15 protein-coding genes are annotated in these 13802 nt (G+C 68.3%); 9 read left to right on the top strand and 6 right to left on the bottom strand.

The features are described from left to right. Positions 1-130: 130 nt before the first annotated feature. The 4 genes from ACWDPV_RS08355 to ACWDPV_RS08340 all read left to right on the top strand — a co-directional run bounded on the left by ACWDPV_RS08355 (position 131) and on the right by ACWDPV_RS08340 (position 2273). Entirely contained in the window at positions 131-280 is a 150-nt protein-coding gene (locus tag ACWDPV_RS08355) for a hypothetical protein (RefSeq protein ID WP_449742553.1), read from the top strand. Between the two features lie 241 nt (positions 281-521). Beyond that, positions 522-1151 (top strand): superoxide dismutase, encoded by a 630-nt coding sequence (locus ACWDPV_RS08350; protein ID WP_348809330.1) that lies wholly within the window; start codon positions 522-524, stop codon positions 1149-1151. Positions 1152-1394: 243 nt separating this feature from the next. Further along, positions 1395-1913, top strand: a complete 519-nt coding sequence (locus ACWDPV_RS08345) for a hypothetical protein (protein WP_348807158.1) — start codon at positions 1395-1397, stop codon at positions 1911-1913. Positions 1914-2066: 153 nt separating this feature from the next. Beyond that, a complete protein-coding gene (locus tag ACWDPV_RS08340) occupies positions 2067-2273 on the top strand; it encodes a hypothetical protein (protein WP_449742552.1) in 207 nt (68 codons plus the stop codon). A 24-nt stretch (positions 2274-2297) separates the two neighbouring features. Here the strand turns inward: ACWDPV_RS08340 and ACWDPV_RS08335 are convergent, their stop codons facing one another. Both ACWDPV_RS08335 and ACWDPV_RS08330 read right to left on the bottom strand, forming a co-directional pair. Further along, positions 2298-3047, bottom strand: a complete 750-nt coding sequence (locus ACWDPV_RS08335) for an energy-coupling factor transporter transmembrane component T family protein (protein ID WP_348807160.1) — start codon at positions 3045-3047, stop codon at positions 2298-2300. Then, positions 3044-5242, bottom strand: a complete 2199-nt coding sequence (locus ACWDPV_RS08330; protein WP_449742551.1) for an ABC transporter ATP-binding protein — start codon at positions 5240-5242, stop codon at positions 3044-3046. The genes ACWDPV_RS08335 and ACWDPV_RS08330 overlap by 4 nt, the downstream gene beginning before the upstream one ends. Before the next feature lie 175 nt (positions 5243-5417). Between ACWDPV_RS08330 and ACWDPV_RS08325 the strand changes: the two genes are divergently transcribed. The 3 genes from ACWDPV_RS08325 to ACWDPV_RS08315 all read left to right on the top strand — a co-directional run bounded on the left by ACWDPV_RS08325 (position 5418) and on the right by ACWDPV_RS08315 (position 7658). Beyond that, positions 5418-5939: a peptidase gene (locus tag ACWDPV_RS08325; protein ID WP_348807162.1), complete on the top strand. Its 522-nt coding sequence runs from the start codon at positions 5418-5420 to the stop codon at positions 5937-5939. 116 nt (positions 5940-6055) lie between these two features. After that, the gene (locus ACWDPV_RS08320; RefSeq protein WP_348809326.1) at positions 6056-6802 is read left to right on the top strand and encodes a TMEM165/GDT1 family protein; all 747 of its coding nucleotides are present in this window, start codon (positions 6056-6058) and stop codon (positions 6800-6802) included. 94 nt (positions 6803-6896) lie between these two features. Then, positions 6897-7658, top strand: a complete 762-nt coding sequence (locus ACWDPV_RS08315; RefSeq protein WP_348809325.1) for an SDR family NAD(P)-dependent oxidoreductase — start codon at positions 6897-6899, stop codon at positions 7656-7658. A 31-nt stretch (positions 7659-7689) separates the two neighbouring features. On the opposite strand, the gene ACWDPV_RS08310 is transcribed toward ACWDPV_RS08315, so the two are convergent. The 3 genes from ACWDPV_RS08310 to ACWDPV_RS08300 all read right to left on the bottom strand — a co-directional run bounded on the left by ACWDPV_RS08310 (position 7690) and on the right by ACWDPV_RS08300 (position 10036). Then, positions 7690-8919 (bottom strand): MAB_1171c family putative transporter, encoded by a 1230-nt coding sequence (locus ACWDPV_RS08310; protein ID WP_348809324.1) that lies wholly within the window; start codon positions 8917-8919, stop codon positions 7690-7692. Continuing rightward, complete coding sequence (locus ACWDPV_RS08305) at positions 8910-9416, bottom strand: hypothetical protein (RefSeq protein WP_348807166.1); 507 nt, start codon at positions 9414-9416, stop codon at positions 8910-8912. Before ACWDPV_RS08305 ends, ACWDPV_RS08310 begins: the two co-directional genes overlap by 10 nt. Before the next feature lie 68 nt (positions 9417-9484). Then, positions 9485-10036, bottom strand: a complete 552-nt coding sequence (locus tag ACWDPV_RS08300; protein ID WP_425476225.1) for an XRE family transcriptional regulator — start codon at positions 10034-10036, stop codon at positions 9485-9487. A 285-nt stretch (positions 10037-10321) separates the two neighbouring features. Between ACWDPV_RS08300 and ACWDPV_RS08295 the strand changes: the two genes are divergently transcribed. After that, complete coding sequence (locus tag ACWDPV_RS08295) at positions 10322-11143, top strand: hypothetical protein (RefSeq protein WP_449742550.1); 822 nt, start codon at positions 10322-10324, stop codon at positions 11141-11143. Here ACWDPV_RS08295 and ACWDPV_RS08290 read toward each other — a convergent pair. After that, positions 11123-12820 (bottom strand): TM0106 family RecB-like putative nuclease, encoded by a 1698-nt coding sequence (locus tag ACWDPV_RS08290; RefSeq protein ID WP_449742549.1) that lies wholly within the window; start codon positions 12818-12820, stop codon positions 11123-11125. The two genes, ACWDPV_RS08295 and ACWDPV_RS08290, sit on opposite strands and share 21 nt — an antisense overlap. A gap of 175 nt (positions 12821-12995) precedes the next feature. Between ACWDPV_RS08290 and ACWDPV_RS08285 the strand changes: the two genes are divergently transcribed. Beyond that, positions 12996-13721 (top strand): DUF6474 family protein, encoded by a 726-nt coding sequence (locus tag ACWDPV_RS08285; RefSeq protein WP_348807170.1) that lies wholly within the window; start codon positions 12996-12998, stop codon positions 13719-13721. The last annotated feature ends 81 nt before the right edge of the window (positions 13722-13802 follow it).

Raw genomic sequence — 13802 nt, 5'->3', positions numbered from 1 at the left:
TGAGTCGGCCGTCCGACTGTGCTTAAGTTGAGCCACACGGGATGTGACACCGATCACCACAGCGCTTTATTCCCGTCGAGCCCGAGACCTGCTCCGCCCGGGTCTCTCACACCCTCAGTGGAGGACCGCGATGGCCACAGATGCGACGCGCAACCTGCGATCGATCACCCGTGGCCCGAGTACGCCCCGCGCCACCTACGACGTCCGGTCCTCCTGCATGGGCATCGGCGCCAGCATCTTCGGACTCCTCATCCTGCTGGGCATCCTGGCCCTCATGTAAGTCCACATCGATTCTCGGGCAACGATATTCGGAGCCCATCGAGTACCTGACACGACCCACAGACCTCAACCAGGGTTGAAGTTTGTTGGGTCGATTTTGTTGCATTCGGTCAACCACTGCGTAAGGGTGGAAGGGTCCGCGATGCGTCGTCCACCCAGACGATTCCGCGCGTGTCGATAGTTGAGAAGCAATACCCCCAGACGGTATGTGCCCAAAGGGTATATGCACAGAGAGGAATACCGTGGCCGAATACACCTTGCCGGATCTCCCTTATGACTACGCGGCACTGGAGCCGCACATCTCCGGCAGGATCATGGAGCTCCACCACGACAAGCACCACGCCACCTACGTGAAGGGCGCCAACGACACCCTGGCCAAGCTGGCCGAGGCACGCGAAGACGGCACCATCGCGGGCAAGGTCTACGGACTGTCGGCGACCCTGTCGTTCCACCTCGGTGGACACACCAACCACTCGATCTTCTGGAACAACCTGTCGCCGGACGGTGGCGACAAGCCCGAGGGTGACCTGGCCGCGGCCATCGACGATCAGTTCGGCGGCTTCGACAAGTTCCAGGCCCACTTCACCGCCGCGGCCACCACCCTGCAGGGTTCGGGCTGGGCGATCCTGGGCTACGACACCATCGGCGGCAACCTCGTCACCCTGCAGCTGACCGACCAGAGCGGCAACATCCCCGCCGCGATCATCCCGGTCGTCATGCTCGACATGTGGGAGCACGCCTTCTACCTCGATTACCAGAACGTGAAGCCGGACTACGTCAAGGCCTGGTGGAACGTGGTCAACTGGGCCGACGCCGCCGAGCGTTTCGCCCGTGCGACCAGCCAGGGCAAGGGACTCATCGTCCCCGCCTGATCGCTGGACAGACCTCAACGGCGGCCGACCCCGAAAAGGGGGTCGGCCGCCGTTGTCGTCAGAACCGAGGACACCGACCCTCCGTCTGGTGTCACCAATCCTGGTGACACACATCGGTTTTCGTCCGAACAGTTGACACGATCGGCGAGTGAATCCCCCGAACGGCCGATATCGGGGTCGCGACACGTGCGGTTAGCGTCGCACTGCTGTCCCCCGACACCTGATGTCCCCGAAGGAGATTCCGTGCTCAACCGCACCTCGCGAACGCTGGCCGCCGTCGGCCTGTCCGCCGCCGCCCTCGCCGTCGCCGCACCCGCCGTCGCCCATGCCGATGGAACCCAGGACCCGGCGTACAGCCAGCCGCCGACCGCCGACTCGGATCAAGGCACCCAGCTCAACGAACGACGCGCACCGCTGCAGCAATGCCCCGGCGGCGCACAGGGTGGCGAGTACAGCGCGAATCCGTCGTACTTCCCCATCGAGCTCAACAAGCGCGGACCCAGTACGTTTACGTTTGAATACAACACCATCAACATCCCCGACAAGTTCGACATCCTCTACGACGGCAAGCAGGTCTACACCACCGGCTGGCGAGGCACTAACAGTGCAGAAGCCAACCGACAGGGCCACACCCTGAGCGGAGGCCCCAGCGACTCGGTCCGGATCACCTTGCCCGCCGGACGTTCCACCCAGATCGAGGTCCGGGTCAACACCGACGACGTCGACACCAAGTGGAGTTTCAGCGTCGAGTGCCCCAACTAAACTCACACCGCCACAGGGTGTCGCACGCTCACGCGTGCGGCACCCTGTGCCGTTTCCAGGCGTCATTCACCCGACCGGCCCGGTCACGCCGGCCACGTCGGACATGAGAGGCTACGGGTCACTTCACGACAACTGGGGGTCACCACCATGTTCATGGCGTCGGGAGAATTGAGCGGCGCACCGACGGGGCTGCTCCTGGCTGCCGGGATCGCCTGGTTCCTGGTCTTCTACTTCGCGCTGATGTGGGTCAAAGAAGCCGTCAACAAGAACGTCGCGGGCAGGAAGATGTCCGTGAAGTTCATGCAGATCATCGGCGCGGTCGCGGCGGTGCTGACCGTCATCACCCTCGCGCTCTCCTAGCGGCCGACCCTCAGAACACCGGCCTCACCACACCACCGTCGCCGTGATCGCCGCGGCACACGCCACCACGATCACCGCGAGCACCACCCAGTCCCGACGATGGGGCCGCGACGGGTAGGCCGTCAACCGGCCGGTGCCGCCGCGAGCGGTGATCGCTTCGGCCATCTCCTCGCTGCGTCGTAGCGCCGAACTCATCGCGGCGACCACCATGTCGATGATGCCCATCTCCGCGGCGGGATGCCCGGAGTTGGCGGGCGCGGTCGGCCGCAGGCGGTGGGCGGCACGCAGCAGTCGCAGTTCCTCGATGAGCATCGGCAGCCCACGCAAACACAACGCGATCGACACCGCCCACTCGTCGACGGGCAGCCGCAACCATCGCAGCGGTCGCATCAGGGTGGCCACCGCGGGCGCGACCTCGGCCAGCGGCGTCGTCCAGATCACCAGGATTGACGTCCCCAGCAACACCAACCCGAGGGCCGTCGCCCGCAGGAAGATCACCACCGCGCTCAGCCCGACGGCGGCGTTGACCGCGGCGCCGACGAGGATCAGTCCCCAGAACCACCAGGGCGGTCGGGGGATGGCGCCCAACGGGATTCCGGCGAGCAGCGCGGTGATCACCAGGACCGCCGCCACCATGCCCAGCGCCGGCCACGACGGCAGCACCCACGTCATCGCGCTCAGCGCGAACACCACGAGGAGTTTGGTCCCGGCCCAGAGGCGGTGGATCACCGAATCGCCGGGCACCTGCCGCAGCGGCACCGTCCGCATCGTCATTCGATCGTCCCCTCGGCGTTGATTCCCTTGGCGTTGATCCCCTCTGCGTTGATTCCCTCGCCACGCACCGGCCAGACCGCACCGCCCGGTCCCCCGGGCATCTCTTCTCCCCCGGCGGTGAGTTCGCCGCCGACCAGATGCACCCGCCGGTCGCACACCTGCTCCAACGACGAGAAGTCGTGGGAGATGATCACGATCGTCATCCCCGCCTGCCGCAGTGACGCGAGCACCCCGATCACCTCGGTCCGCGCACCCGGGTCGAGTCCGGCCAGCGGTTCGTCGAGCACCAGGATCTCCGGGGTGCGCGCCAGCAACCCGGCGAGGACCACGCGACGCATCTGACCGCCCGACAGCGAGTCGGTGCGCGCCGCCGCCATCGACCGCGGCAATCCGACGGCCTCGAGGACGCGGGCCACCTCGGTGGTGCCGACCTTCTCACCACCCGCGGCCATGATCTCGTCGCCGACGTTCTGCTTCTGGATCTGCAGCCGTGCATGCTGAAAGGCCAGCCCGACCTCGCCGACCGAGTCGGTGACCTTCTGCCACTCGTCGTCGACGAACAGTTCGCAGGACCCTTCGGTAGGGGCGATGAGTCCGGCCATGATCCACGCCAAAGTGGTCTTGCCCGAACCGTTTCCACCGACGATGAGCAGTCCGTCGCCGCGATCGACGTGCAGCGACACGTCATGCAGCGCCCGCACCTCCCACGGTGAACCCGCGAGGTAGACGTGTCCGAGCCCGGCCAGACGCAACAGCGGTCGGCGACTGCGGATGGCGTGGGTGTCGCCGATGGATTCCGGGAGTGCCTCGACGCGCTGGGCCTCCGGTGCCATCCACTCCGGCGGCGTCGGCGCCACCCGGCCGTCGACGATGTGGATGACGCGGTCGGCCGACCGCGCCTCCGACGCCCGGTGGGTGATCAGCACGACGGCCACGCCGCGTCGTTGGGGCAGTTCGGTGAGCAGGGCCATGATCTCTTCCCGACCGACCGGATCGACCATCGAGGTCACCTCGTCGGCGATCAACAGCGCGGGATCGCGGGCCAGCGCACCGGCAATCGCGAGACGCTGTTGCTGACCGCCGGACAGGTCCGAGGTCTCCCGCTCGCCGAGTCCGGCCAAACCCACCTCGGCCAGCAACGCATCCACATCCACCTCGGTCTCCGGTGGCAGACCCCACACCACGTCGTCGGCCACCCGCGAGCCCAGCATCTGGGTCTCCGGGCGTTGCAGCACCATCGCGGTGCCGCCGGCCCGACCCAGGCCGGCGAGCCCGGGACGGATCACCGCACCCGCCGACGGCCTGCGCCCGGCGAGCACCTTGGCCAGCGTCGACTTCCCCGAACCGTTGGCCCCGACGACGGCCACGAACTCACCGGGCTCGATGATGAGGTCGACGCCGCGCAGGATGCGCCGACCGCCCGCCTCGTAGGCGAACTCGACGTCGCGCAGCGTCATCGGAACGGGCGCGACAATCCCGGAACCGACCGCGGAGTCGACCCCGGAGCCGGCGGCGTCACCGGCGTCGAGGGTGTCCTCGCTCGGCACATCGGCCAACCGGGCGATGATGGCACCCAGAATCCACCAGGCGACGACGATCGTGATGAACGTCCCGACGGTCCCCGACACGAGCACCCACGCCCACCAGTAGTCGGCGATGTTGGTGCCCAAGCCCTTGAGGAAGTCGCCCACACCGCTCAGGCCCGGGACCTTGGCAACCCAGCGGCCGAGTCCCTCCATGCTGTTGCGCATCGCGGCGAGCACCAGCTCGCGCAGCGGCTTGAGCAGGAACAACACACCGACGGTGACCGCGGTGACCAGGGGTGCGGTGACCAGTGCGGCTGCCAGCATCGTCGGCACGCCCCGACCGCGACGTTTGATCTCGCCGATGATGCCGCCGAGGACCGCCGACCCGAACACCGACAACGCCGCACCCGACCCGGCCATCGCGAAGGCCACACCGGTGCTGGCCACCGCCGCGGCGACCATGGCACGGGGGCGGGTTCGCGCCGCGATCAGTGCCAGCGGCACCGGGGCGAGCACGCGGACGGCACTGGCCAGCGGGATGACCGCGGCCACCACGACCGCGGCGACGGCCAGTCCGCCGAAGATCGCGATCGTGGCGATCTCCACCGGCCGCAACGGTCCACGCACACCGGCCGACCCCGTCGACGATGTATCGGTCTTTCTTCGCACCCGTCCAGTGTGCCTGTGCCCACCGACGTACCTGCCGGAGAGTCCTGCGCCGCGCGATGTAAAAGAACCGTCACATCCGGTGTTTCGAGTTGTCCGGCGCAGGGGCAGGGTGGATTCTTTTTCCACCGGTCGTTCGCATCCGGTTCGCTCGTCACCTGCGCGGAAGGGAGACACCATGCAGTCGATCCCCATCGGACTCACACCCGTTCACCAGGAAGGTGAACTGAACGGCATCCTGATCTCCGGTCGCTGGCCGGAATCGACGCTGGAATGGACCCAGACGCTCGTCGCCTCGGTCCGCATCGCCTGCCGTCCCGGGTTCCTGCCCACCACCACGATCTTCGGGGTGGTCGAGGAGCATCCCGACGACGCCGACACCGAGACCGTCGGGATGATGGTGGCCGTGGGCAACGTCGTCGACGACAGTTTCCTCGAGGCCGGGCGTTTCCTCACCAATCCGCCGGCGTTGTTCATGTTGCATCCGCCGTCACGGACCCGTCCGTCCCTGCCGGAATGCGCCGACGTCGCCTCCGGCTGTGTGTTGCTGCCGGGACTGCCGGAACTCGGCCTCGAGCACCGGGCCGGGTGGGCCGAGGCCGAGGCCGACGGAACCGTGGTGACGCTGCGCAACAAGGTGGGGATCGATCCCAACGCCGACCCCGATACCGCGGTGCTGGCGATGCTGCTCGCGGCGTGAGCATCCGGATCTGTTTTTCAGGGCACCCTAACTCCTGGTTTTGAGTCCCCTACCTGCATAAATACGGATCAGCGAGACGTTGCACACATCACTGAGGGCTGTCTAACCTGGCCTTCATGATCGCTGCCCTCCTGTTGAGCTTCGGCGTGATCTTCGTCGCCGAACTCGGCGACAAGTCGCAGCTGATGGCCATGACGTACGCCCTGCGCTACAAGTGGTGGATCGTGCTGGCCGCGATCACCGTCGCCACCACCGCGGTGCACGCGGTGTCGGTCTTCTTCGGCCATTTCCTCGGCCTGTCGATCCCGTCGGATCTGATCTCGATCGTCGGCGGTCTGGCGATGTTGATCTTCGGCCTGTGGACCCTGCGCGGCGACGACCTCGACGACGACGAGCAGAGCAAGGCCGACCGCGTGGGTGCCTCGGTGTTCTTCGCCGTGATGTCGTCGTTCTTCCTCGCCGAACTCGGCGACAAGACGATGCTGGCCACCATCACCCTGGCCACCGACAACAACTGGCTCGGCGTCTGGATCGGATCGACCATCGGTATGGTCGCCGCCGACGCGCTGGCCATCGCCGTCGGCGCCGTCCTCGGCAAGCACCTCCCCGAACGCACCATCGCACTCGGTGCGGCCGCACTGTTCTTCGTCTTCGCGGCCTGGCTGCTCTACGAAGGCCTGTCGGTGGCCTCGACCCCGGTGATCGTCGGCACCGTCACCGCGGTCGTCGTGCTGATCGGCGTCGGCTCGGTCTACATCCACCGGGTGCATCGCCGGCGGGTGCGGGCCCGACTCGACGAGGCCCAGCAGGTGCTCGCACACGCGCACGGCGAAGGACCGGGCGGGGACGAGCCGGGCCACTGAGTGCGGCAGGGTCGGGATGAGCGGCCGGCCGGCGACTGTCTAGGGTGACGGGGTACCGAGCGAACGCTCGGCCGACTCCCCGAAAGGACACCCGATGGACGTCTCCGGCTCCTCCGTCATCGTCACCGGCGCCGCCTCCGGCCTCGGCGCCGCCACCGCCGCCCGTTTCGCCGCCGCAGGCGCCGAGGTCTTCGGCCTCGACCTGCAGCCGTCGATCGACAAGGCCGAGCCCGTGGGCGGTGTCACGCTCATCGCCACCGATGTGACCAGCGAGGACGAGGTCCAGGCCGCCATCGACACCATCGCCGCGTCCGGCGCCCCACTGCGTGTCGCGGTGAACTGCGCCGGCGTCGGTTGGGCCTCGCGCATCCTGAGCAAGAAGGGTCCGCACGACCTCGAGTTGTTCCGCAAGGTCATCGACATCAACCTGGTCGGCACGTTCAACGTGATGCGCCTGGCCGCCAACCAGATGCAGAAGGAAGCACCCGTCGACGACGACGGCGCCCGCGGCGTCATCATCAACACCGCGTCGGTGGCGGCCTTCGAGGGCCAGATCGGTCAGATCGCCTACGCCGCATCCAAGGGCGGTGTGCACGCGATGACCATCTCCGCCGCGCGCGACCTGGCGCAGGTCGGTGTGCGCGTGTGCACGATCGCCCCCGGGACGATCAGCACCCCGATGCTCGCGGGCATCACCCCCGAGTTCCAGAAGACCCTGGCCGAGGCGATCCCGTTCCCGCAGCGACTCGGCGAGCCCACCGAGTACGCGCAGCTCGCGGAGTTCATCGTCACGCACAACTACCTCAACGGCGAGACGATCCGGATGGACGGTGCGCTGCGGATGGCACCGCGCTGAGGCGAGAACACGCCGACCCGGTGCGGGCCCGCTACCCCTTGCGGTGGCGGGCCCGCACCGCGATGTCGGGTGAATCCTGTTCCCCGACAACGGGTGTGACGGCCTCGGAGGTGGTCGCCTCGGTGGTGATCGTCTCGGAGGTGATCGTCTCGGCGGCGAGCGCCTCGGAGACGGCCAGCAGCGGTTCGGCATCACCCTCGAGGGTGTCGGAGGTGGCCGGCAGCAGGTGGCGCACGGCACCGGCCCGCGGTCCCTGCGCCAGCCGTTCGTCGACGGCTCGCCGGATCATCCGGGCCGCGACGTCGGCCTCGGCATAGTCGAAGACCGGCGGGAGGAACGGACTGAGCTGGGTCAGCGCATCCCGGATCTCGACGACGCGGCGATGCAGCAATGCGGTGGGCGACAAGTCATCTGTGCCCGGCAGCACCACCTCGGGCACCGCGTCGGTCACCAGCGTCCACAGCGGCAGCAGCCGGCGCGCCGCATTCCGCCGCCGTCGGCGGGAGGCGAGTTCACGCCACCGCGCCTGCACCATCGGGTAGCTGATGCCGAGGAGGAATCCGACGACGCCGAGAACGGCGATCACCCGGCTCGCGGTCAACAGCCCCTGCAGGTGCACCAGCCCGCTCGCGTTTCCGAGGACGTAGACGATCTCGGTGATCGCGGCGACGGCGAGCAGCCCCAGCCCGCCGATCAACATCGACAACGAGTGCCGCAGATAGCCGTCCGCCAGCGCCAGGTACTGCCAGACGCTGCGCAGGCAGGCCAGGAACCCGTAGGCGAGATACCCGGTCGCGATCAGATAGAACGCCGCGTAACCCCAGTTGGTCAGGGTCCATTCGCTCATCGACGCGGTGCGCATGTCCGACGGCACCAGGTAGAGGCTGACCTGCAGCCCGACCAGCGCCGCGACCAGCGGAACCGCCTCGACTCCGGCGCGGCGTTCCCGCGTCACCCGATCGCGTGGATAGAAGAACACGACGATCAGACCGGCCACCCCGATCGCCAGCAGGCCGTACAGCGCGACCCGGGCGGCCCCGGCGAACACGACGTCGTCGAGGGTGCGCGCCGCCGACGCGTTGGAGACCGCGAATGCGAGGGTGAGGGCCGCCACCGAGATCGTCATCGCCACCGCCTGCAGTCCGCCGCCGGACCGCCGGATCTGATCGAGCCGCCAGCACAACGCCGAGACGAACACCACCACGGCGAGCACGTTGACGGTCGCGGCCGCCGCCGTCCACTGCGCGGCCATCACAGCCATCCCTTGTGGCCTCCCAGCAGACGCTGCAGTCCACGAACATCGGTATCCGATGCGCTGCGCCCGACGCCGTCATTGGCCTCGGCGGCCCAGGTGAGGATCATCGAGGCGATGGTCTCGGCCTCCGCCTCGCGGACATCGTCATAGCAGGTGCGCCGCAACGTCGCCTCGGTGTCGGCGGCGCTGAGCCCGGCCATCACGGTCGGCAGATCGCTGAGCATCTGATGCCCGGCGATGAGGTGGGCGAACTCGTGGATGACGATCTGATCGCGATGCCAGCGGGTGGTGTTCGCCTGATGGAAGAAGTAGTCGGCGTCCTCGGCCGCGAGCCAGATCCCGTTGGGGACGCCGGCCGGCAGGGGATGTGCGACGACGCGGATCGGACGACCCCGCCGCTGTCCGTGGCGTTCACAGAGCTGATCCACGTCGAGCGGGAGGTCGAGGTCGAGGCCACTCAGCGTCGACCTGCACAGCGACCACATGGCCCGGCGACTGCGCATCACCGAACCGTCCCCCGCCTGCGACGAAGGTTTCCGCGAAGGCCGACGGCGGTTACCGAAGCCGATCGTCAGTCCTGGGTTTCCTTGCCGCCGACGACTCGCAGCAGCGCATCACCCTGGTCCTCGGTGAGTCCGGCGGCGACGATGTCGGGCGGATCCTTCGGCAGGCCCTGCTGTTCGCGCAGCACCTTGATGAGTTCGTTGACGACGGTCACCGAATCGCTGGACAGCCCGGCCAGACGGAACGCGGCGAGCTGCACGTTGGTGTCGGCCTGCAGGCGCATCAGGTCGATCTCGTCGCGCGTGCGCTGGGCCGCGCGATCCTCCAGGAAGTAGTGGACGTCGACGCCGAACGCCGCGGCGATGCCCTCCACCGTGCGGAACGACGGCGACTTGGCCTTCCCCGAGCGCAGCTGGCTGAGGTAGGACTCGCCGAGGCGGAATCCACGTTCGGTGGATCGCGCCGCGATCGCCTTGGCGCTGTAGGCGCGTCCGTTGGGTCCGGGAACGGTACGGAACAGTTCCTCGAGCCGGCGGGCGAAGAGTCCCGGGTCGGTATCGACCGGTCGCTCGGATCCTGTCGCACGATCTGTGGACATGTCATCCCCTCGAGTGGTCATCATCTACTCTCCGAAACTAAAGCTTGCATGTGCAAACATTAAATACCTCAAACTGGATCGCGCGCAACGGCCGCTATCATCAATAATTACCCGACGGCCGCATACATACGCAGAGCGAGGCCACTGCCAGCGCGGCTGACGTTACTGTGTTGTTGGTCACACTTCTGATACCGGGCGTGTATCGCGCTGTGATCGCACCGTGATCACGCAGAGACGAAAGCCGCCGTCGGGTGAACCGGCGATGAACGAACGATGATGAACAGACGAGGGACGGAGAGGGTTTTCGTGGCGGGACGACGACTGCGGCTGACGCGACTGCTCGGCGCCGCCACGATCGCCCTCACGCTCGGACCCGGCGTCGGCCTGGCCGCCGCACACCCCTGGCATGACTCGCCGGGCCACGGCAGTGGCACCGGGACCGGCACCGGCACGGGTCCGGGAAGTGGCCACCACTGGCCGACGACCACACCGTCGACCGGGACCACCACCAGCGAGCCCACCACGACCGACCCGACCACTACCGATCCGACCACGACCACCTCGTCGGGAGGCCTCACGGTCACCCCGGGCGGGCCCGGCGCCGGAAGTGGCAGCGGGCACGGCACAGGCGGAGGTGCGGGTGCCGTGGTACCCACCCTGCCGACCACGACGGTGCCGTCGGCGAACCTCGGGTCGGCACCCGGACGACCGGCCACCCCCGGTCCGAGCGGCGCCGATCCCGGCTCGGGCAATCCCGGCGCCGCCAATCCCGGCGCACCCGCCACCGGTCCGGCCGCCGCACCCCAAGCCCCCCAGGTCGCCGTGCCCCGGGTGGCCCCGGCGGCACCGAACGGCTCGGTGACCGCCGCGCCGTCGGCCGGCATCAACCCTCCGGCACCGCAGGCCGATCCCGCACCCGCGACCGCCGGCGAGCCCGCCGTCACACCTGCAGGCACGTCGGGGCCCACCCCTCACGTCCCGCAGGCCGCGCCCGGCACATCGGTGGCGCTGGTGAGCGTGCGCGATTTCCTCGGCGACGTCGCGCCCGGCCTGCTCCTGCTGCTGGGTGCCGTCGCACTGATCGGCAGCGGACCCTTCCTCGAGGCCCTACGCTCGATGCGCGTGTGAGTCCGACGCCGTTGTGCGCGAATCGGATCCGCTCCGCCGAAACGCCAGCAGGTCGTCGCGCAACGGCAATGCCCGGGCAGCCGGCTCAACCATCCACTCGCGCAACACCTTCGTCGCCCGGACGTCGTCCTCGTTGTACTCCAGCAACCGATCACGCTGGGAGAGGTCGACATCGACACCGTCGAGTCCGACGGCCCGCTTGTACCAGTCCATCGACGCCGCACCACCGGCCTCGGCGTCACGCCAGGTGAAGCCGGCCACCGGCGCAATGCGCTTGAGTCCCTTGCCTTGTGGACAGACGAAGTTCGCGCCCACCGCCTCGTAGATGTCCACCCACTCGTCCGAGGCGATGAAGTCCTCGACGTCGGCCCGGGGCGGAATGCCGTCGGCGTCGGCGAACCGATCGACCGTCGACCGCAGCCACCGGTTCTCGGCCTGTTGCGAATAGCAGTATGCGGCAAACGTTTTGCCCTGGGCGTGGGCGCCGGCACGTTCGGCCATCAGCCAGGTCCAGAACTCGGCGAACGAGCGCGCCTCATCCCTGGTCGGCAGTGGCTGCCAGGTGACGAACGCACGGTAGATCACCGGCCGGTCGCTCTCGACGCGATCGGTGAGCAGCGTGCCCCACATGTACGCGCCGTCCTCGCCGTAACTCTCCATGTCGACGTCGACCTCGACGTCGGCGCGGCGCACCTGCGGCTCCTCGACACGACGGATGAGGGGGATGTCGGCGAGCCAGGCGATCGCGGTGGACACCGCATCGTCGAAGGCGATGTTCGACGGCCACGATTGCGGCGCCGGACCGCGGTGGCGCGCCAACTGGTCGATGGTGGTCACCCCCGACTCGACGAGCAGGTCGGCCTGATTTCCCGACGCCACCAGGCTGACATCGCGACGCTGCACGAGTTCGGGTTCGCAGCGCGGCCACCACGGGCAACTCCGGCACTCCGAGACCCGGCGGGCGGCGGTCAGCACGTCGCCGGAGGCCACCGCCTGACGGCGGGTGAACACCTCCCGGTACTCGCGCAGCAGCGTCCCCGTCCGGTGGACGACGATGCAATCGGCATCCAGCCCGATGGAACCGCCGAGCAACCTCGACTCGTCACCCGACGGTGCCAGTCCCAGATCCAGCAGCATCTGGGTGAGGTGCGCCAATCGCATCTGATCGCGGCGATGGTTACGCCCGGTGCGGTACGGATCGTGGGTGGGCAGCCAGCCCCACAACGGACTGGTGAGAAACGGGGTGGCGTCGGGGGTGAGGTCTCGGCGCACCTTCGCCGGATAGGACACACGATGGTTGACGACGATGACCGGCAGGTACCCGTCGCCGACGCGCGCCAGGAGTTCGGAGTGGCCACGCCGGCCGCCGTCGACGTCGGTGGGCAGGGTGGCATTCCAGATCCACGACGCCCCGTCGGCGCAGGCCCGCAGGGTCGCCGCGACGCGTTCGGATGTGCGTTCCGGCCCGATGATGACGAAGGTGCCCGGCGGTTGATCGCTGTGCATGGCGCGCAGGAGATCGCGGACCCGGTCGCGGTGGGAGTTGGCGGCCTCGATGCGTCGGACGGCCTCGGCGGTACGGGGACGGTCGGCGGCCAGTTGCGGATGCGACACATCCAAGGCGAGCCGGTGCTCACAGCCGGCGAGGTCGCGCGCATGCAGGATGGCCGGCCTCACCCCCTCACCACCTCTCCTCATCGTGATCGGGCGGCCGTGGGTGTTTTGGCTTCCTGTCCACCGCCTCCTCCCGAGCCTATGCAATGCTTGATCAGGTTCACGTCACCACCGGTCCGGCCCCTCCGCGGACACCCGGGTGAACCGGCCACCGGCAGTCCGCAGCGAAAGGTCCCTGATGGGTGTGTTCTCGTCCGACGGAAAGAGCCGATCTCAGCGTCGCGCCGAGGCCAAGGCGCTGAAGAAGAAGGCCAAGCTCGAGGCCAAGTTCGAGTCGAAGGACCGTCGCAAGGCGGAGAAGTCCCGGCTCAAGGCCGAACGCAAACTCCGCGACAAGGAACGCAAGGCCGACGCCAAGGTGGCCGAGAAGGTGGCGCGCAAGTCCGCCAAGGCCGAGCGCAAGGTGGCGAAAGCCCAGGTGAAGGTCGCCGAGGCGGAGACCAAGACGGTCGCCGCCAAGGCCAAGGCCGCCGCCGACGCACGTCCCCTCAGCCCGGCCAGTGTTCGTCGGTACCTCACCGTTGCGCGGCTGGTGGCTCCCATCGTCGCGCCGATCGTCTACCGCGCGGCGGTGGCCGGACGCGGCCGGATCACCTCCCTGCAGGCCGATCGTGCCGGTGTCTCGCCCGAATTGCTGCGCCAGTACTCGGGTCACGGTGCGCCGTTGGCCGCCCGCATCGCGTCGACCCGGTCCGCGCTGGAGAAGGTGTCCGCTCAGGACACCTCGCACGATGCGAAGACATTCGTCGACACCATGGGCGGGCGACTGGACAACCTGTCGATCGCGGTGGAGGCGTCGGAGGCCATGTCGTCCGGACAGCGCCGCACCGCCCACCGCGCGATCGAGGATGAGCTCGGCGCCATCGACGCCGACATCCTGGCACGCCTGGGTGTGCGGGCCTGACCGAACCGCGCGTGCGGCTGCCAGGCAACGCTCCGGTGTCCTCTAGGATCGGGTGAAAGGCCCGGTGACACGCAAGGGAGC

Source organism: Gordonia sp. NPDC003504, from assembly GCF_053587995.1.
The sequence above is the reverse complement of the archived record's forward strand: the minus strand, read 5'-3'. Positions and strand labels throughout refer to the sequence as shown.

Bases quoted from the DNA above. Each gene is read 5' to 3' on its own strand.
- ACWDPV_RS08300 (WP_425476225.1), bottom strand. From the start codon at position 10,036: ATGACCACTCGAGGGGATGACATGTCCACAGATCGTGCGACAGGATCC.
- ACWDPV_RS08305 (WP_348807166.1), bottom strand. From the start codon at position 9,416: ATGCGCAGTCGCCGGGCCATGTGGTCGCTGTGCAGGTCGACGCTGAGT.
- ACWDPV_RS08335 (WP_348807160.1), bottom strand. From the start codon at position 3,047: ATGACGATGCGGACGGTGCCGCTGCGGCAGGTGCCCGGCGATTCGGTG.
- ACWDPV_RS08315 (WP_348809325.1), top strand. From the start codon at position 6,897: ATGGACGTCTCCGGCTCCTCCGTCATCGTCACCGGCGCCGCCTCCGGC.
- ACWDPV_RS08285 (WP_348807170.1), top strand. From the start codon at position 12,996: ATGGGTGTGTTCTCGTCCGACGGAAAGAGCCGATCTCAGCGTCGCGCC.
- ACWDPV_RS08320 (WP_348809326.1), top strand. From the start codon at position 6,056: ATGATCGCTGCCCTCCTGTTGAGCTTCGGCGTGATCTTCGTCGCCGAA.
- ACWDPV_RS08355 (WP_449742553.1), top strand. From the start codon at position 131: ATGGCCACAGATGCGACGCGCAACCTGCGATCGATCACCCGTGGCCCG.
- ACWDPV_RS08340 (WP_449742552.1), top strand. From the start codon at position 2,067: ATGGCGTCGGGAGAATTGAGCGGCGCACCGACGGGGCTGCTCCTGGCT.
- ACWDPV_RS08325 (WP_348807162.1), top strand. From the start codon at position 5,418: ATGCAGTCGATCCCCATCGGACTCACACCCGTTCACCAGGAAGGTGAA.
- ACWDPV_RS08310 (WP_348809324.1), bottom strand. From the start codon at position 8,919: ATGGCTGTGATGGCCGCGCAGTGGACGGCGGCGGCCGCGACCGTCAAC.